This window comes from Pontibacter toksunensis, assembly GCF_042686245.1.
Lineage (GTDB): Bacteria > Bacteroidota > Bacteroidia > Cytophagales > Hymenobacteraceae > Pontibacter > Pontibacter toksunensis.
The window spans coordinates 20,671-41,062 of sequence record NZ_JBHUOX010000013.1 but is presented as its reverse complement, the minus strand read 5'-3'; the positions used below and the strand labels follow the sequence as shown (position 1 = coordinate 41,062).

Genomic DNA, 20,392 nt, shown 5'->3' with positions numbered 1-20,392 from the left:
AATAATGATTTTGAGCTGGAAACAGGGGCTGCAGTGCCTGATAATGATGCTGCGGTTATTCTAATAAAAGCCTGTTGCAGATGAACGAGGCCTTTAAAAGGTGATGGTAATGGTTGTTCCTTTATTTAAAGTACTCCGCACCTTAATTCGCCCTCCAGCCTTATCTATCATTCTTTTTACAATGTACAGGCCCAGGCCGCTTCCCTTTACATGGTCATGGAATCGCTTGAACATGGTGAATACCTTGTCCTGCCTGTCAGAGGGAATTCCGAGCCCGTTATCTGTAACTGAAAGATGCACTTTCCCACCTGATTCATACAGCTTCACGATCACCTTCAGGGGGCGTTCAGGGGAGCGATATTTGATGGCGTTGCTCAGAAGATTGGAGAGGATGCTTTTGAGATTCTTCTTCAAGAAATTAAGCTTAGGAGCATTCTTGCAGTTAACCTCTATTTCTGCACCAGACTCTAGCAGCAGATGGTGCAAATCCTGTTTGACATCTTCCACTACTTCTGCAATGTTTATCTCTTCGGTAGTTCCTTCCTCACAGTTCTTCTCGATTTTAACTACTGCTGAAAGCTCCTTGACTGTTACGGTTAGCCGTTTGAGGGAATCCTTCATCATCCCTATTATCTGGTTAACTGCTTCTCTGTCCAGATCTTCTTCGGCGACCGTTTCAGAAAGGGCATGAAGTAAGCCCTTGATGTTGGCAATGGGTACCTTCAGATCATGGGAGGCTATGTAAACAAAGCTGTCCAGGTCAAAGTTGGTATTAGACAGGGTTTTGTTTTTGTTTTGCAGTTCAATGTTGGCAGTGTGGCTGCGCTCGAGCAAATCCAGGCTCTGCAAGTGAAAGGCCAGCAGATCTGCAAACATGGTAAACATGCCAATGATCTTTGAGTTGTTCACTTTAGCAGGCCTGGCATCGATGGCGCAAAGCGTTCCGAAGAAGGTGCCGTCTTTAAGAAAGATGGGAACAGAGATATAGCTTTTAAGCCCGTATATCTTCGGGGTATGATGATGTTTGTACAGGGGATCTATATCTACATCATCTATGACGATGGGCTTATGACTGTCTCTTATTTCATTGCAAAGGGTTGTCTCAACTTTCAGTTCACCGCCCTCTTCCAGGCCGAACTGTACTTCGTCCCGAACACTGCAGGCCAGCCACCTTGCTTGTGTAACCCGCGCTACTGCTGCAAATCTCATTTCGGTTATTTGGCATATGACCTCCAGCATAGTAGGAACAACCGGGAGTTGCCTTACCGCCATCATATCTTTATATAACTCGTCCTGCTTGTCTATCATTTAGGAGTGTAAAAGCATTGCAGATGAGCCAAAACTTCCTGACCTCTTTGTGTAAGCCTAATTTAGTTAATCGATATCAATAAATGAAACATTAGCTGCTAAGCTAGCTTAACACCGAGTTTCGAACTTTATTGTGTTATATTGTATCCTACAATTGGCTGTTTCTCTTTGAGTTACATTGCTGGTGTCGTTGCCACAATGTTTCACTATAAACCATTTTATTATGTTTTCGGTATTGCCGCGGCTTTACAGGTAGATAGTAGTGTCAGCAGTGTTGGCATTAGCATAAAGATGAATCTATGTTCTGCAAACAGCCCTTTATGCTCGTGCTAAGGAGGTGCAGCGTGAATTATCAGTAACTTAAACCTAGTTAAGAGTTGGATTGCTTTAATGGGTATAAGTGAACGACCCTCTCCGGCCAGGCAGCAGCCTTACAAGAGCATGCATGGCAGCAAACAACATCCGTCTAGTCTGGACAGATTGGTAAAGTAGCGGGGTAACTGGAGCCATAATTATTGTTCCGCCAGCAGTTATCTTCTCCGGATCCGTCCCAGAACAGGTCCACTCCGGGCACCGGTATGGGAAGTGTTGGCGGAGCGGCACCATTGTTCTTTACCACATTGTTTACTACCCGCACTCCGTCGGGGTTTGGTTCAATGGTTTCGAAGGCTTCGTCTGGCATGCCGGCAAGGCCCCCTAACAACGTTGTGCTCACCACCGCTATGCCAAGGAAATTGTTGCCCATCACCTTGTTTTGCTCTAGCCGCGTGTTATCAGTGCCTACAACCAATACTCCTGAGCCGCTCGGCACATAGTTCTCAAAGCCTCCTCCGGGCTCAGAGAAGTTTACGTGGTTGTTGTCAAACACCTTGTTCTTGGTAAACAGAATGTCTGATGAAGTAGTTACCCGTAACCCGGGGAGCAAAATTATCAGCACACCCGCAGCATTGTTATAGCTCTGGTTATAGCTTGCCACTACTTTAGAGCAGTTTTCTATTTCAAGGCCAATCACGTTTTCAAACGTTTTGTTGTGGTACATCTCTGTGTCTTCGCACTGGCCAATGTAAATGCCACTGTCGGTGTGGCCGCTTGCTATGCAATATTCTATAAGACCATGACTAGATGCAATCGGAAACAAGCCGTACTCCCCGCAGTTAACTGTTGTAACATGGCTGAGCACGTAGTCATCAGCCCGAATCATAATTACGCCGTTTTCTTCAAAGTCACGCAAGGTAACATGGTACAGTTCAAATCCATCTCCATTGGCCGTTACACGAATGCCGTCTTCCTTGCCTCCGGGGTTCTCGATTACGACGCCGCCGCTGCCTCGTAATGTAATGTTTGGCTTATCAACCAGAATGGCTTCTCTGTAAAGCCCAGGCTTGATAAGAATCATATCCCCCGGGGCTGCCGCATCAACAGCTGCCTGAATAGAGCTTCCGGCGGTGACGATGATGTCAGGCCTCAGCCAGTCCAGCTCAGAGAAGAATTCTTCCTCGCAGGCGGTAACAAGGAGTGAGAGAGAAAAAAGAGCCATGCTTGCAACTATTCCTGTTAGCCGCTGACGGGCCTGGTGCAGAATTTTAACTGACTTTTGCATATAAGTGTGCTTTCAGAACGGGATTTAGAAAAGGAGTATGAGCAAATCAAACAGAAGGGCAGTCAAACTGTAGTCCTTCCCCAGGGGCTGTTATTCAGGAGAAACCATGAAACCTGCTGAAGCCTGCTGATAAGCTGGTTTAGCTGAAGGAACTTCATGTTCCGGCTTCATTTGTGGAAAGCCGGATTTTGGCAGGAACGGTATCTGCCCATATGAGGGAAACAAATTTTACCCATTGCTCCTGGCCAACTGAGAGTATCCTGGAGGTTTAATTTTTAGATTTCCAGCGTGTGAGCAGTATATTAAAACCTATTGGATTGGATAATTCCAACTATGATACTATTGTACGATTCAAATATAATTTTGTATATCTTTTTCCTGGTTATTTTCTGATTCAGGAGATAACCCATTAAGCCACTTGACTCAGTACCAGCCTTACCCTGAGTACCCGTAACGGCCTACAGAAACAAGGCTGAAGAAGCTATTGAAAGCAACAGCACTGAAGGGAGTGAAAATCAAGCGCGATTGTTAACTTCGCGTATTCTAAGAGAGCAGGTAGCCTCCCTTGCAAAGGAGGTGCCGTGAATTATTTACTACAGGTAACAAAAGATAAATTGATGAGCAACAACTTACAGCAATATGCCATCGGAGTAGATATTGGGGGCACCAATACCAAGTATGGCATCGTGAATCACCGCGGAGACATTTCCCACAGTGGCAGAATGTCCACCAGCGAGTTCCTTACAGCAGAAGCTTTCGTAGCCGCGCTATATTCTGCTATACTTCCGGCTATTGATGCAGTAGGTGTCGAAAATATCAAAGGCATTGGTGTTGGCGCTCCTAATGCCAACTACTTTACCGGCTCTATCGAGCACGCTCCCAATCTGAACTGGAAAGGCATTGTTCCGTTTGCCCGGCTGATTAGCGAGAGATTTCATTTGCCTTGTTCTATAACCAATGATGCCAATGCCGCTGCGGTGGGCGAAATGATGTATGGTGCGGCAAAGGGGATGAAAGATTTCATTGTGATAACCCTGGGTACCGGGGTGGGCAGTGGCATTGTAACGAGTGGGCATCTGATTTACGGCCACGACGGCTTTGCCGGAGAACTGGGCCATACTGTTGTACGGCACGGTGGCAGGCAACACTGGTCTACCGAGATTTACGGTTCTTTGGAGGCCTATGCTTCCGCCACAGGCATCGCCATTACAGCAAGGGAAATGATTGCCGGCGCGGACAAGCAAAGCCTGTTGAAACAGTATCCTCTGGAGGAGATTGATTCCAAAGCTGTTTATGAATGCGCGATGAAAGGTGATGAAATAGCGAAGGAAGTCTATCGCTTTACCGGGCAGATCCTGGGGGAGGCACTGGCCAACTTTGTGATGTTCTCCTCGCCGGAGGCCATTATCCTGTTCGGCGGCGTGACCAAAGCGGGGAACCTGATCATGGATCCGGTGCGGGAACACATGGAAAAAAATCTGCTGGCTGTTTTCAGGAACAAGGTCATGCTCACTTTTAGCGAACTGAAAGAAGCGGATGCTGCTATCCTGGGTGCCAGTGCCCTGGTATGGGAAATAAAAAGATAAAAGCTCTTTTGCTGAGGCAAGCCAGGGACAACGACAGTGCAGGCCCATATTGCAAGAATGTTGATTAGCTGCCACTACGGAGGCCTCACGCTCTTTCAGATGCAAAGTCCTCCAGTTGCTGCTTATAGCAATCGGAGGACTTTAATTTTGAAGAGCTATGAGTTAAAACCTGCTCAACTTTAAGTGCAGCTTTAAAACTTTTATGGCTAGCCGAGTCCATTCGCAATCGGATAATGATGTCTTGCATGTCCAAAAGGAGTGAAAAATAGCTCTTGGAAACATAGGTTGCTTTTAGTGGTGGAGCAGCAGGAATATAGATTTTATTCTTATCATTAAGTGATGCAAGTAAAATCTAGTTCTCCTTCTAACTCAGGAAATCAATAAATAAAACGGACTTTGATGATTTGTACTTTGAAATTCAGAAAATTAGCATGGGCAGGTAGTATAGTTGCCACCATACTCTTCTCCTCCTGCCAGCAGGAAGAGAGCAATTCAGTAGCCTTTACGGTAAAGAATAACCTGGAAGCAGACCGGGTATCTGAGACAGTGAGTGTGCCTGTACATGAGGTGGAGGATTTGGTAAGCGCATTCGGAGTTGAAAATATTTTAATCCGGGACGGGGAGACAGACAGTCTGCTCGTGACGCAGGCTTTGGATAATGATGCAGATGGTACAGTAGATGAAATCCTGTTTCAGACAAGCATAAAGGCAAACGCTGAAAAGAAATTCACAATAACGGGTGCTGAGGACGGAGCAGCACAGCAACCTAAGAGCAAACTCACAACATACTCCCGCTTTGTGCCGGAGCGCACCGACGACTATACCTGGGAGAATGACCGTGTCGCCTTCCGTACGTATGGGCCTGTGGCGCAGCAGATGGTGGAGGAAGGGAAGCCAGGTGGTACGCTCACTAGTGGTATGGATGCTTGGCTGAAGCGCGTGGACTATCCCATCATAGATAAGTGGTATGAGGGGTACAAAGGAGACCCGAACTTTTACCACCAGGACCGCGGCGAAGGCTATGACCCCTACCACGTGGGGCCCAGCAGGGGCATCGGAGGTTTAGGTGTATTGGAGAATGATACGCTGTACGTTTCTAGGAACTTCACGGGCTACAAAACCATAGCAGAAGGTCCTATCCGCACTATATTTGAACTGACATATGCACCTTGGGAGGCGAACGGCCGCACCATTACTGAAAAGAAGCGCATCAGCCTTGACCTGGGCAGTAACCTGACTCGCTTCGAGAATCACCTGGAGGCAGACCAGCCCTTGCCAAACGCCACCATCGGAATTACACTGCACGAGAAGGAAGGCGAAGTGAAAGCCAACCCGGAGCAGGGGTGGTTCCGCTATTGGGAACCGATGGATGGCTCAAATCTGGGTACAGGCATTGTGCTTGCCCCGGGTGTGGTAAAGGATTATAAGGACCACCGCGTGGAAACGAAAGACCAGAGTCACCTGTACGTCATCACGAACCCCGACAGCAGCAAATTAGTATACTATGCCGGCTTTGGCTGGGAAAAGAGCGGCCAGTTCAAGTCTAAAGAAGAGTGGGACCAGTACTTGGCTACTTTTGCAAAACGGATAGCATCGCCGCTGGAGGTAAACTTCCTGCGTTAAAGCAAAGTTGGGGAAGCTGGTGCACAGGCTGTTGGTAAAGTAATCGTTATCCGGGGATTGGCTGCTTCCGAAACAACGTTGTGCCCTCGTATGCAACTTACTATAGATAAGCAGAAAACCAATGCAGCGCCTTGCTGGTTTTATTAGTGTTGATGCGGAGCCGGTATTGTCTTCTGTATAATGTGTGAGCAATATATACTCTGCCAGGCCGCACATATGCAGATAATAGAACCGGCAGGTTTGTATTTGCTAAGGCTTAATATTGTAAAGCATGAAGCCATCACAGTAGCCTTACCTTTTAGAAATGGTATGTGCAGTGCCCTTGGGCACAGATGAACAGCATAGAGAGAATGTAATACCAGGATGATGAACAGGCAACCACAGTACACAATTAAAGATATTGCAGCAGAGATGGGAGTGTCTGTGTCTACTGTTTCCAGAGCACTGAGCAACCACCCGCATATCAGCGAAGAAACAAAGGTGCGGGTGCGGGAGCTAGTCGAGAAGCATGACTACAGGCACAATGCCCTCGCATCCAGCCTGCGTAACAGCCGGTCTAATACCATCGGTCTTATCCTTCCCCGGCTGTCGCAGTACTTTCCGTCCACTGTGGCCACTGCCATTCAGAACAAACTGCATGCATATGGCTATAACCTGATGATATGCCAGTCGAATGATTCACCGGCTATGGAGAAGGAACTGGTAAACGTGCTGTACGCATCGAGGGTAGAGGGGCTTATTGTTTCGTCAGCCTTGCACACGGCTGACTTTTCGCATTTCAATATTTTCTCGAAGAGCAGAATCCCCCTTGTCTTTTATGACAGAGTCCCTACTAACTACGATGCCCATAAAGTGGAGGGAGATGATTATTCCGGCGGATACCAGATGACCCTGCATTTATTGCAACAAGGCTGCCGCAGGATTGCCCATATTGGTGGTCCGCTAACCTGCAGCATTTATCAGAACAGGTACAAGGGCTATCTGAATGCGCTGAAAGAGTATGATGTGCTGCTGGATGATGACCTGGTATTCTTTCATGAACTGACGAAGGAAAATGCACAGAAGACTTGCGATGTCATCTTCTCCAAAGCAGCCCTGCCGGACGCCATTTTCGCCTGCAACGACACCACCGCAATTGCTGTGCTGGAATACGCTAAAAAGCGGCATATCCGGATTCCTGAGGACTTAATGCTTACGGGCTACTCCAACGATCCCCGAACAGAAATCATCACGCCGGCTATTACCTCTGTTGAGCAGTTCCCTTATGAAGTAGGTGGTCAGGCTGCCACCCTGATGATGGACCTGCTTCAGCATAAGATAGAGGAGAACAACAACTATGTTTCCATCACCACTCCTGTAGAACTGATAAAGCGTGCGTCCAGTGAGGCAATGGAAACCCAACTTTTACAGACAAGCCAGCTGACACCCAGCCAAGCAGGTAAAGCTAAACAGTCAACAAATTAGGTAGTTTGAGCAACCTTCTGTTTTACAGGTGTAGTCCTTTCTAATATACAGCCTATCAACACAGATATTGGGTCTTTCTTTATTGAAGCTTTATCAAAGCACCACTCTATTCAACCCTGCACAAGTTGCTTTGGCTTGTTACACCTCACAGCTTCGCATAGTGCAGCATCATACTTTGAAGTGGAAAAACTGTCAATGCTATTCTCTTTGTAGTTTACGCGCAACTGTTTCTCCAATCAATTATTGGCAGGCTTACCTATTCATATAATTTACATACTAACTTAGAATAGTCTGCTCTGATACTTTTTAGCTCTTACTAATTATCCTATTTTCTCCATCACGTTTCCTTCGCTACTCCGGTTTTAATAACATAGACAGTAGGCTTTTGAAAGCCAAATCCATTGTTTTTAGTGTCCTCAATCTGATTTAAAAGAGCTTCAGATTGCTTCTGATGAGTACAATTCTGTACATAAGTGAGGGGTTTTTTACAGCTGCAATGTAAGTGTGTGCTCATCTTTTTTATCTAAAAAAAGTCCGGTAAATTTTTGGTGTCATAAAAACGTTTATTACATTTAAAGAGTAAAGCATACTTATAATCAATGCTTTTAAGCAAAAGTAAGTACTCAAAACAGGAAGCGCTGCTACAAGTATTATATGACCTACAATAGAGCAACACAGAAAAATTTAGTTAATCCTAAACTGCTGGGAACTATATTTTTATATAATATGCAAACGTTTGCAGTCCTTTTGCTTCGTATTTCCTGCAAACGTTTGCAGATGCTTCACAAATAAAACCGCAATACCTCAAAATGAACATAAAACCTGACATAATGTACGCAGTAGGCCTCTGAAACTAGGTGGATAGAGAGGCAGGCTCTGCGGGAAAGTCTATTTGCCACTATTGAAAAAACACGCGATGAAGGATAAGTGCCTGCATCCTTTCTTCTTGGGGCATGAAGGAGTAAGACCTGTAAGCCTAAGCTGAAAGTAAAATATAACAGAACAAGAGCACAATACGAAGCGCCATAACAGGTATAAGGCGCATTAAGAAGGTTGATTCTATAAATGAGGTTGATATGAAAATAGCTTTACTAAAACAAGACGAGGTAAGAACGGCAACCCATATAGCAAAAGGTGATGCAGAAAAGTCTTTGTGGGAATTGTTCCAGGCGGGAGATCAGAATGCCTTTGCTACTATTTATAAAGATTATGTTCAGGTTATCTATAACTACTCAAGGAAGTTCTCAGACAATGAGGAACTAATAGAGGATTGTATACACGGACTGTTCCTGGATATGTGGAAGAACCGTGTGAATCTTTCGCAGCCTGCCTCCATCCGGTATTACCTGTATGCTTCTATTAAAAGAAGAATCTACAAAGAGGTGCTAAAAAGAAAGGACATCTTGTTTGATGACTACACTAACCTTGAAGAGGCTTTGAAGGACTCCAGTGCCTCCATCGAGGACCAACTTATCAACAGGCAAGGCAAGGCGTTACAGAAAATCAACCTGAAGCAGGGCTTATTGCAACTATCCGAGAATCAGCGTAAGGCAATCTTGCTGAAGTTTTACAAGAACCTCTCTTTCCAGGAGATAGCTGCGGTGATGAACATGAGCACCGATAACATTTATAAACTGGTAAGCAGGGGGATAACGATTCTTAAAAAGAACGTAAAGAACCTGCATATCGCCTATTAAGCTTTCTTCCTATCATTTTTTTGCTTTAACCGTTTAACTTTTCCCTTCATTCTTAAATAATTTGGTAAGTATGTCCAAATTTTACTGAGAAAGTCTCTTTAATAAAAGAAACATCAAAGAAGAAGGCTGAAAAAGATGAACTTAAATTATGAACGTTACTTAGCAGAGGAGTTTGCTGAAGATGAAAAATTCTGGCTTTGGGTTATAGAAGATGATGCTGCTCAAGATGCCTTCTGGAGGCAGTACATCGCTCAGAATACTGAGAAAGCGAAAGAAGTGGAACAAGCAAAGGAGATGGTGTTGCAGATTAATGCAGCTAACCACAGACTTGCTGACAAAAAAGTAAACTTACTTTGGGAGAAAATTCAAAGTTCAACGGAAGGTCTTGATGCAACAGTCTATACCAAGTGACAATTATCAAATCTCCTTAATATATTTAATATGAATTTAAACAACAGGTACAGTACATTATTTCTGGTTGCTTTTTCCTGGCTACAGTTTTCCTGTAGCAGCAGCAGCGGCGGCGGCGAAAATGTTCAACAACAACAATCAAAAATCTCTCCGGACAAGGAGGTAGAGGAACTTGCTGAAGAAAACCTGGAAAAGGCTGCCGCACAATACAAAGTGTTGATGGAAAGACTCCCTGAGGGGCGCTTTCCTAAGACTTATTATGCAGAGAATGATTCGCTTGAAACCAGCGATTCAGGATGGTGGGTGAGCGGTTTTTATCCTGGTACCTTACTATATCTATATGAAGAAACAGGAGATGAGGTATTGCTTACGGAAGCAAAACGGATAATGACCGTGTTGGAAAAGGAAAAATTTAATACCGAAACCCACGATCTTGGGTTTATGATGTTTGATAGTTTTGGCAATGCCTATCGCTTAAATCCATCTGATGAATACAAGGATATCATAATACAAAGTGCCAAATCTCTGGTCACTCGGTATAATCCGAAGGTTGGGGCGATTAGATCATGGAATTCAAAACCGGAAGACTTTCTGGTAATCATCGATAATATGATGAACCTGGACATGCTTTTCTGGGCTACAGAGCAAACCGGCGATTCAACCTATTATAATATTGCGGTGGAACATGCTAATACAACTATGGAAAACCATTTCCGGGAAGATAACAGCACTTACCATGTTCTGAATTATGACCCTGAGACCGGAAATGTACAGGAGAAAAAAACTGCGCAGGGCTATGCAGATGAATCGGCATGGGCCAGAGGACAAGCCTGGGGTTTGTATGGTTTTATCGATGTGTACAGGGAGACAGGCGATGAAAAGTACCTGGAGCAGGCAAAGAAGATAGCAGAATTTATTCTGAACCATCCTAATATGCCTGAGGATAAAATACCCTACTGGGATTTCAATGCTCCGAATATCCCGAATGCCCCGCGCGATGCTTCCACTGCTGCCATCATGGCATCTGCTTTATTGGAACTCAGTGAGTATGTAGAAGGCGAAAAGGCCGAACAATATTTCAACAATGCAGAACAAATAATCCGCACCTTGTCTACCCCTGAATATTTGGCAGCACCAGGTACGAATGGCGGCTTTATCCTGAAGCACAGTGTTGGCAGTCTTCCTGCAAATTCCGAAGTAGATGTTCCTCTTACCTATGGCGACTATTATTATGTTGAAGCGCTAAAGAGGTACCTGGAATATGGCAAAGAAGGATCAGCAGAAGTACCGGAATAGGCACGGCATTCCCCAAAAAAGATCTTTCTTTTTCATACCATGACCAGGAGGAAGAAAGAGTAGATATTAACATAGTTAGGTTACGAGTCAAAAAACAAGTTTTAATATGAAATATTATACAAGCCTTAGCTTGATGAAAAAATGTACAGTTTTGGTCTTCTTGTTTGCTTTTATGTTTCATGAAGGGCATGCATATGTAGATCCTCCTGTTAAAAAAGAGCCGAAGGTAAGAGAATATTATGTGTCTACACTTGTGAAGATCGCTGATCCTGTCTTACAATCATTAAGCAAGAACGAGTTAAGGAAGAGGATGCCGGTTGAGAAATCGCCAGGTGCCTGGGATGATCGTACGCATGTTACCTACCTGGAAGCCTTGGGGCGCCTTTTGTCTGGTATGGCTCCCTGGCTGGAGTTAGGTCCCGACAAAACTCCGGAGGGAAAGCTTAGAGAAAAGTATATTCAGCTGGCCCTGAAGAGCATCCACAATGCTACTGATCCCAAATCTCCGGATTTTATGAATTTCACCAAGGATGGCCAGCCACTGGTAGATGCTGCGTTTTTGGCCCAGGCCCTATTAAGAGCTCCGAATCAATTGTGGGGGAGGCTCACTCCGGAGACACAGCAAAATGTACTTACAGCTTTAAAGTCTTCCCGTGTCATCAAGCCTCATTATAGCAACTGGTTATTATTTACCGGAATGGTGGAAGCTGCCATATTAAAATTTGAAGGCGAAGCAGACATGGTAAGAATGGATTATGCCTTAAACAAGCATATGGAGTGGTACCTTGGTGATGGTATGTATGGAGACGGACGGGAGTTTCATTGGGACTATTACAACAGTTTTGTAATTCAGCCGATGATGCTCGACATTTTTAAAGTCCTCAAAGAAACCAGAAATGAAAGAGAAAAAGATTTTGAACGTGTAAAACATAGGGCAAGAAGATACGCTGCTATTCAGGAGAGGCTAATATCGCCGGAAGGGACTTATCCGCCAATCGGACGTTCTTTGGCCTACCGTTTTGGTGCTTTTCAACTACTTTCCCAGGTTGCTTTGTGGAAAGAGTTACCTGAAGATATCGATCCCGCACAGGTACGCTCGGCATTATATACTGTTATAAAGAATCAAATAGAAGCCCCCGGCACTTTCGATGAAAAAGGCTGGTTGCGCATTGGTTTTTATGGTCACCAGCCGAACATAGGCGAAGGTTATATTTCGACCGGCAGCCTTTATTTATGCTCAGAAGCATTTCTTGTACTTGGCTTGGCTCCCGAAGATCCGTTTTGGACAAATCCTGCAAAACCATGGACGCAGAAAAAAATATGGAGTGGCGAGCAAATTCCTATAGACCATGCTATTAGAGACTAATGATGCTGCTTGTGGAGGAAATTACTTTTATTGATAAGTGATTTTTTGTATCGCTTGCACCGTCTCTGGAGTGACTAAACCAATTATAACATAGAGTCTTATGAAAGTTTGCAATCTTAAATTATTTCCTGTTTAAGTAAAAAATAATGAATGGTATGAAAAAAGTAACTACACATTTTTTGGGAAGGTATAGCCTGGCTCTTGCAGCATGCTGTGTCTCTTTCCCGGGGGTAGCGCACAGTTACTCTAGTGCAAACAGGGTTGAATCTGTTAATGATTTAAGCAAAAGCGCTTTAGCAAAATTTCTAGATGAGGCTCTCGCCAATTCAGGCCATTCATGGTCTACAGGAGGGACATTTGCATTCCAGGAACTGGCTGTAACCGGAAAGGTTACAGATGAAAGTGGTGTGGGCTTGCCTGGTGTGACGGTATTGCTAAAAGGAACTGATAAAGCTGCTCCAACAGACGCAAGTGGGAATTATACTATTACTGTTCCGGATGGAAATGGCACACTGGTTTTCTCCTATATTGGCTTTGCGTCACAGGAAGTGCCTGTTAACAACAGGTCTACTATCAATGTGACGTTGGGAGCTGATGCAAAAGCTTTGGAAGAAGTAGTGGTAGTAGGTTACGGCACGCAGAAAAAAAGTGATGTTACAGGAGCCGTAGCCAGTGCTAATCTTGAAGCTTTTAGGGAAGCACCTAACACTAATGTTGTCCAAAGTTTGCAGGGTACTGTTCCAGGATTAAATATTGGTCAGGTAACCTCTGCAGGTGCTACACCCGAAATAAGTATACGTGGTAGAAGCTCTTTAAGTGGAAATCAAAATGTACTGATCATTTTAGATGGGATACAGTATAATGGGTCCTTGGCTTCGATAAACCCTAATGATATTGAGTCTATCGACATTCTTAAAGACGTAAGTTCAACAGCGGTTTATGGAGCGCAGGCAGCTAACGGTGTGATTTTAGTTACTACAAAAGGCGGTAAAAGAAATCAGAAACCTCAAATCACAATTAATTCTTCATATGCAACTTTAAGTCCTACGGTTGATCTAAGACCAATGCGTAGAGATGAATATATCGCTTATCTTGAAAGACAGCTTTATCAATATCAATATTTACCACCTGCATACACGACTCCAAATCCAGATTACCAAGGGTATTTTGGAAACAACCCAGGGGCTAATGTAAACTTTACCTTACAGGATCCGAATAATCCCGGTAATTTTAATAATACTGATTTTGACTGGTATGATGAAGGTACTCAGAACAGTTATATTCTAGAAAATAAATTTAGCTTGTCTGGTGCTTCTGAAAGAGTTAGCTACTTATTGTCTTTAGGATTAACTGAGCAGGAAGGACTTGTTAAAAACGATAATTTTTCCAGGAAAAGTGTTCGTGTAAATCTTGATGCAGATGCCACTGACTGGTGGAATATAGGAATCCAAGCTTTTGGTTCCTTCATAAATCAGGATGGTGATGAGCCAGCGCTTTTTGAATTACGTTCATTCTCTCCACTGCTGACGCCATATGATGAGAATGGTAACTTAGTACGAAACCCTTCCGGTACTATAGAGTTAAATCCTTTTTTAGCTTATGATACAGAAGATTATGAGCGTCATGATTACTTTTTTGCCAACTTATATTCAGAGATTAATATTCCTTTTATAGAAGGACTTTCTTATCGTTTAAATTTTGGTAATAATTACAGGATTGATAAGCAATATGGTGCAAGCATTTACGGTGCAGGGGGAGTAGGTGATGCAGGGAAATATATTAATTTTTACAGAGATTATACCCTGGATAATATCCTGAAATATAACCGTGTGTTTGGAAAACACGATTTAGGTGCGACATTGCTCTATGGTGCTATTGAGCGAAAAGGCGAAGATACGGATATTTATGTATCTAATTTTAACAGATTATCTTTAGGCTATAATGACCTTAACGTGGGTTCAGTTCCTGTACCAAGCTCCGGAGCTTTTACAGAGAGCCTAAACTACCAGATGTTTCGGGTAAATTATAAATTTGATAATCGCTATATCTTTACCGGTACAATTCGAAGAGACGGTTTTTCTGCTTTTGCTGAAAACCAAAAAACAGCCTATTTCCCTTCAGGAGCTCTGGGTTGGAATGTTTCTAACGAAGCCTTTATGCAAGATGTAAGTTGGGTAAACAATCTTAAATTCAGAGTAAGTTATGGGATTAGTGGTAACCAAACCGGAAGATATAGCTCGCTTGCACGATTAACTACACGTGCAGCTTATGTGTTTGGCGATGGTGCAGGTCCTGCCTTCGGTCAGGAGTTAACTTCTCTGCCTAACCCTAATTTGCGATGGGAAAAAACGACTGGTCTTAACCTGGGACTTGATTTCGGACTTTTTTCAAACCGTTTACAGGGTAGTATCGATGTTTATAACAATATAACCAACGATTTGCTGTTTGCTGTTAGAGTTCCCTACCTAACTGGTTTTAACTCAATTCAAACCAATTTAGGAGAGGTACAAAACAAAGGGGTAGAGCTTTCGCTTACTGGTGATGTTGTGCGCTCAGAAGATTTTAGCTGGAGTGCAACGACCAATTTCTCAGCAAATAGAAATAAAATCATTTCACTTACCGGTGAAGATGCAGATGGTGATGGTGTAGAAGATGATTTAATACAAAACGGGCTCTTTATAGGGCAGCCTATTAACGCAATTTATGGTTATGAAGTGAATGGTATTTATCAGATTGGAGAAGATAATATAATTCCTGGATACGGACCTGGAAATTATAGAGTTGTAGATCAAAATGGTGATGGAATTATTGCCCAGGCAGATGACCGAAGAATATTAGGTACACGTGATCCCGCCTTTAGAGCATCGTTGTTGAATACTTTTACATACAAGAATTTTTCTTTAAATATTTTCTTCAATTCTGTTCAGGGTGGTGACGAATTCTACATAGCAGAAAACGATAATGCTTTGTATAGAAATGCCAATACCTTGTGGTTAAATCATTTAAGTGGTATTGATTATTGGTCTCCACAGAATCCTGGTGGTTTAAATGCATTGGCTGCAGGAGCGCCTGGTATCGCGGGTACACGATTTGAAAACAGGAGTTTTGTACGATTACAAGACGTAAACCTGAGTTATAATTTCGATCAAGCTCTTTTAGAAAGATTTGGAATAGAAGGCTTGAGCCTATTTGTGAGTGGTAAGAATCTGGCCACCTGGACAGATTGGAGAGGTTGGGATCCTGAGACTGGTGTGGGGTTAGACCGAGGAGGAAGACCAGTATTAAAAGCGTATTCGGTAGGTCTTAATTTAACATTGTAAGAAGAATCATGAAAAAGATATTAATATTTCTGTCGTTTCTTGTATTTATGTCCTCGTGTGACGAAGATTTCCTGGATGAAAGACCAGAAGATTTCTTAAGTTCTGCGAATGCATATACAACCTATTCAGATTTTAGTGCTTCTGTAAACAATTTATATTTCCTGGTTAGAAGACAATTCTACAACAGGGATGACCAAAGACCATTTGATTTCATATACGGTACAGATCTTGTTTATGATGGCGAGCCAGGAGGCTTCGTACGACATGGTAATATGGCACAGGCTTATAATCCTGCAAGTCCCATCCCTACGGTACATTGGAATTTGCTATACAAAACCATAGCCGAGGCTAACGCTATTATAGAAAGAGCTCCAAATTCGCAGATGAGCGAGGCGGAAACTCAGGACATCGTTTCTCAGGCTCGTTTTTTTAGAGGGTTTGCTTACAATGTTTTAGTAACCTTATATGGTGGGGTACCTTTGGTTTTAGAAGAGGTGACTTCTCCTAAAGTTGATTTTGTACGTGCCAGCAAAGAGGAAGTGCTCAATCAAGTGGTAGAAGATTTAACCTTTGCTGCTGAAAATTTGCCAAGTATCGATCAAGTGGTAGATGGTAGGGTAAGCAATTTGGTTGCCTATCATTATTTAGGAGAAGCATATTTGGCTTTAGGACAACCTGCAGATGCCATTGAAGCTACTTCCAAAGTTATAGATGATCCTAATACAGCACTTATGCAATCACGCTTTGGTACCCGTTCCGATGAAAATCTCGGAGATGTGTATTGGGATTTGTTTAGACGCGGAAATCAAAACAGGAGTAGTGGAAACACAGAGGCTTTATGGGTTATTCAATTTGAATTGGATATTCAGGGAGGTGGTATAGTATCTGGAGGTATGGGAGGATCTTATTTAGCCGAAAGACATTTTGCTCCCTTATTGAGATTCCCGCCTTTCAACTCCTGGCCCGTTGGAGATTATACAGGTGGTCGCGGTATTGGCTGGGGAATACCTACGGATTACTATGAAAATGCAATCTGGGGTGAAAATGTAACCAATCCTGATTTTGTTAATGACATCAGAAACGCAAATCATAACTTTGTTAGAGTGTACAACAAAGATAATTCAAGCGCCCTGGCAATTATCGCAGAAGCGATAGGTCGTGATACTGTCTGGTCAACCGAGACAGCACCTAAGCGAAGGGAGTTTTATGCTTATCCAACCAAAGTTACAACTCCTTTTAATCATCCGGCAGGCTTATACAGAGTACCAGCTACCGTACCATATGCACTTACTGGTGCTGCAGGTGGAACCTATACAGATCAATATATGGTACGACTAGCAGAGACCTATTTGCTTAGAGCTGAGGCGTATTTAGCAAATGGCCAACCCGAACTTGCTGCTGAAGATATTAATACCGTACGCAGAAGAGCAAACGCATCAGTTATAACTGCTGCAGAGGTGGATATAGATTATATTCTGGATGAGCGTATGCGCGAACTCGGTTTGGAAGAAAAACGTAAACTTACCTTAATGCGTTTAGGCTTATTGTACGACCGCGTCTTGAAATACAACCCGTTTTATGTAGACCAAGGATTAAGTGAACATTTTAATCTTTGGCCGATACCAGCTGATGAGATAGAAGGTAACCGCGGTGCACAATTAGAACAGAATCCTGGTTATTAATTTAAACCTCTTAAAATCAAAAAACTGTGAAATGTTGTAGTTTAAGAACAAAGATTATTACCCAGTTTTTAGTTTCATATTCATGATGTGCAAATAATTCTGGCTAAACATGACTCATCCCGAACTTTTTAGACGGGAATGGGCGCCAATTCATTGAGCATATTGGCTAGTGCCAATCGGATACGGTAAAGCGGTGTAGAGGCTTCTCTATACTGCTTTCCTGTTCTATGAGATCCCTGCCGCAGGGGCTTTCCATCACCTAGCAGATATGGCGTGGCGGCGGCAATTTCCTGAGTCCCTGAAACCGGGACAGGTACGCACCGCCTTAACGGCTGTAAACCAGAAAACGCTGGAGGCACCCTCTGCTTTCACCAAAGAGGGCTGGCTTAACATTGGCCTGTACGGGTACCAGCCAGATGCGGCCGACTTTTATATTACCACTGGCAGCTTATACCTTTGCGCTGCGATTTTCCTGCCGCTTGGCCTGCCGGAAACAGATCCCTTCTGGTCATCGCCGGCAGCCCCCTGGACAGCCGTGAAAGCTTGGACAGGGCAGGATTTTCCTGGAGATCACGCCTTGGACCTACATTAAAACAACAGCTAAGATAGCTGTTCCTCAAGGGTTATAGCCAGTATAAGTTTATAAAGACAGAAAAAGTAAAAGCTGAATCTAATATCAACATGCACTTCCATTCTATTCTAAAAAGATATACCCGCGTGAGCACACGCAAACGCTTGGGCCTGTACGCGGGTATGGCCCTGAGTGTACTGGCTGCATCCTGTGGGCAGCAACTCACAAACTCCACTGCCGGAAACGGTGAAGGAAAGACTATCCAGGCAGAGGTAGCAGCAGAAAAGCCAGGTGCCTACCTGTTCACCTACTTCACGGGTAACAGCAAAGACGAAGAAGCCATTCGGTTTGCCCTGAGCAACGATGGGTATACCTACAGGGCCCTGAACGGAAACAAGCCTGTCATTAATTCAGCAGACATCAGCTCCACTGGCGGTGTGCGGGACCCGCACATTCTGCGCGGGGCCGATGGCAAAACGTTCTACATGGTGGTAACTGATATGGTGTCGGCCAACGGCTGGAGCTCCAACAGGGCCATGGTGCTGCTGAAGTCTACGGACCTGGTGAACTGGACCTCCAGTGTGGTAAATATCCAGGAGCAGTTTCCCGACCAGGAAGACCTGCTGCGGGTGTGGGCACCGCAGACCATTTATGATCCCGAAGCCAGAAAGTACATGATTTACTTTTCGATGAAGCATGGTGAGGATCCTGACAAGATCTACTATGCCTACGCCAACGATGACTTTACTGCCCTGGAAACTACGCCAAAGCAACTGTTCTACAGCCCCACCAACAGTGCTGCCATTGATGGCGACATCATTTACAAAGACGGCAAGTACCACCTGTTTTTTAAAACAGAAGGAGAGGGGGCAGGTATAAAAATCGCTACTTCCGATAAGCTGACGGAAGGGTATGAGCTGCAGGACAAGTATGTGCAGCAGACGAAGGACCCGGTGGAAGGTTCAGGTGTTTTTAAGCTCAACAACAGTGATGAGTATATCCTGATGTATGACGTGTATACAAAAGGAAAATACCAGTTTACCAAAAGCAAAGACCTGCAAAACTTCACGGTGATAGATGAGGAAGTGCGTATGAATTTCCATCCCCGCCATGGCACCGTGCTACCCATCACGTCCGAAGAAGCAGCTAGGCTGATGCGCAAGTGGGGAAGCACCGATGACATCATCATGTCGGCCAAGGCCCCTGCCCTGAAGAAGATAAACATCTCCCTGGACACGGCAGGAAAAAGGCTGACGCTGCCTGTAAAGCCGGGTACCAGCTTAACCTCTTTTGACCCGGCCTTTATCACTTTCCCTGGTGTTACCATTACACCAACATCCGCCCAGAACTTTACAACTGGACCAGTAAAGTACACGGTGCAGATACAGGGGCAGGAGCCTCAGACGTATGACGTGGTAGCAAGAGAATACCACAACCCGGCGCTGGAAGGCTTTTATGCCGATCCGGACATTATCTATTCTGAAAAAACAGGCAAGTTTTATATCTACCCCACAAGCGATGGCTTTACCGGCTGGTCAGGCACGTATTTCAAAACCTTCTCTTCCGAGGACCTGGTGAACTGGAAAGATGAGGGGGTGATACTGGACCTGAACAAAGACGTGAGTTGGGCTGACAGAAATGCCTGGGCACCCACCATCATTGAGAAGAAGATGAACGGGGAGTATAAGTATTTCTATTACTTCACAGCCGCACAGAAGATTGGTGTTGCTGTGGCTGATAACCCGACAGGCCCTTTTGTAGACTCCGGAAAACCATTGATCGATGCTTTTCCGAAGGGAGTGACAGGTGGGCAGCAAATCGACCCTGATGTTTTTACTGATCCGAAAACAAGCAAAAGTTACCTGTACTGGGGCAACGGCTATATGGCCGGTGCCGAGTTAAATGAAGACATGATTTCCCTGAAGCCAGGTACAACAAAAGTGATGACGCCGGACGCTACATTCAGGGAAGGAGCGAACGTGCTTTACAGGAACGGGACTTATTATTTTATGTGGTCTGAAGACGATACGCGCAGTGAAAACTATAGAGTACGCTACGGCACTTCTGACTCCCCGCTAGGAAAAATAAAGGTACCGGAAAGTAACCTGGTCATCGCCAAAGACCCGGCGGCAGGAATTTATGCGACAGGCCATCATTCCGTTATTCAGATTCCGGGCAAAGAAGAGTGGTACATTGTGTACCACCGCTTCAACTATCCTAACGGAATCAATATGGGAAGCGCTGCTGGGTATAACCGGGAGGTGAGCATAGACAAATTGGAGTTTAACCCGGACGGCAGCATCAAACAGGTGAAGCCGACGCATGAGGGGGTAAAGGGAGTTAACCTGAAAAAGGCTGGGATGAACTAATTGACTAATAAATCAGAAGGAAAAAGTCTAAAAAAGCAGTGTACCTGTCTCTATATAGGAAAGCACGGGCTTAAACCTTGGCCAGACACGCATACAGTT

Annotated in this window: 13 protein-coding genes; 11 read left to right on the top strand and 2 right to left on the bottom strand. The window is 44.3% G+C overall.

Annotation, left to right across the window (positions count from 1 at the left end; translation table 11 throughout):
- Positions 1-93: 93 nt before the first annotated feature.
- Both ACFS7Z_RS16685 and ACFS7Z_RS16680 read right to left on the bottom strand, forming a co-directional pair.
- Positions 94-1,308, bottom strand: coding sequence for a sensor histidine kinase (locus tag ACFS7Z_RS16685; protein WP_377486931.1), 1,215 nt, complete (start codon positions 1,306-1,308; stop codon positions 94-96).
- 466 nt (positions 1,309-1,774) lie between these two features.
- Positions 1,775-2,908, bottom strand: coding sequence for a parallel beta-helix domain-containing protein (locus tag ACFS7Z_RS16680; protein WP_377486928.1), 1,134 nt, complete (start codon positions 2,906-2,908; stop codon positions 1,775-1,777).
- Between the two features lie 617 nt (positions 2,909-3,525).
- Between ACFS7Z_RS16680 and ACFS7Z_RS16675 the strand changes: the two genes are divergently transcribed.
- From ACFS7Z_RS16675 to ACFS7Z_RS16625, 11 genes are all read left to right on the top strand, one after another.
- Positions 3,526-4,494 carry an ROK family protein gene (locus tag ACFS7Z_RS16675; RefSeq protein ID WP_377486925.1) on the top strand — a complete coding sequence of 323 codons (969 nt, stop codon included), beginning with the start codon at positions 3,526-3,528 and terminating at the stop codon, positions 4,492-4,494.
- A gap of 411 nt (positions 4,495-4,905) precedes the next feature.
- On the top strand, positions 4,906-6,117 hold the full coding sequence (locus tag ACFS7Z_RS16670) for a DUF4861 domain-containing protein (RefSeq protein ID WP_377486922.1): 1,212 nt from the start codon (positions 4,906-4,908) through the stop codon (positions 6,115-6,117).
- Between the two features lie 363 nt (positions 6,118-6,480).
- Entirely contained in the window at positions 6,481-7,581 is a 1,101-nt protein-coding gene (locus ACFS7Z_RS16665; protein WP_377486919.1) for a LacI family DNA-binding transcriptional regulator, read from the top strand.
- A gap of 1,076 nt (positions 7,582-8,657) precedes the next feature.
- A complete protein-coding gene (locus ACFS7Z_RS16660; RefSeq protein WP_377486916.1) occupies positions 8,658-9,278 on the top strand; it encodes an RNA polymerase sigma factor in 621 nt (206 codons plus the stop codon).
- A gap of 135 nt (positions 9,279-9,413) precedes the next feature.
- Positions 9,414-9,689 carry a hypothetical protein gene (locus ACFS7Z_RS16655; protein WP_377486913.1) on the top strand — a complete coding sequence of 92 codons (276 nt, stop codon included), beginning with the start codon at positions 9,414-9,416 and terminating at the stop codon, positions 9,687-9,689.
- A gap of 30 nt (positions 9,690-9,719) precedes the next feature.
- Positions 9,720-10,985 carry a glycoside hydrolase family 88 protein gene (locus tag ACFS7Z_RS16650; RefSeq protein ID WP_377486910.1) on the top strand — a complete coding sequence of 422 codons (1,266 nt, stop codon included), beginning with the start codon at positions 9,720-9,722 and terminating at the stop codon, positions 10,983-10,985.
- A 106-nt stretch (positions 10,986-11,091) separates the two neighbouring features.
- The gene (locus tag ACFS7Z_RS16645; protein WP_377486907.1) at positions 11,092-12,351 is read left to right on the top strand and encodes a DUF2264 domain-containing protein; all 1,260 of its coding nucleotides are present in this window, start codon (positions 11,092-11,094) and stop codon (positions 12,349-12,351) included.
- Between the two features lie 155 nt (positions 12,352-12,506).
- A complete protein-coding gene (locus ACFS7Z_RS16640) occupies positions 12,507-15,671 on the top strand; it encodes a SusC/RagA family TonB-linked outer membrane protein (RefSeq protein WP_377486904.1) in 3,165 nt (1,054 codons plus the stop codon).
- An 8-nt stretch (positions 15,672-15,679) separates the two neighbouring features.
- Positions 15,680-17,353: a RagB/SusD family nutrient uptake outer membrane protein gene (locus tag ACFS7Z_RS16635; RefSeq protein WP_377486901.1), complete on the top strand. Its 1,674-nt coding sequence runs from the start codon at positions 15,680-15,682 to the stop codon at positions 17,351-17,353.
- A gap of 220 nt (positions 17,354-17,573) precedes the next feature.
- Complete coding sequence (locus ACFS7Z_RS16630; protein WP_449301460.1) at positions 17,574-17,945, top strand: DUF2264 domain-containing protein; 372 nt, start codon at positions 17,574-17,576, stop codon at positions 17,943-17,945.
- A gap of 125 nt (positions 17,946-18,070) precedes the next feature.
- Complete coding sequence (locus ACFS7Z_RS16625) at positions 18,071-20,293, top strand: family 43 glycosylhydrolase (protein WP_377486895.1); 2,223 nt, start codon at positions 18,071-18,073, stop codon at positions 20,291-20,293.
- Positions 20,294-20,392 lie beyond the last annotated feature (99 nt).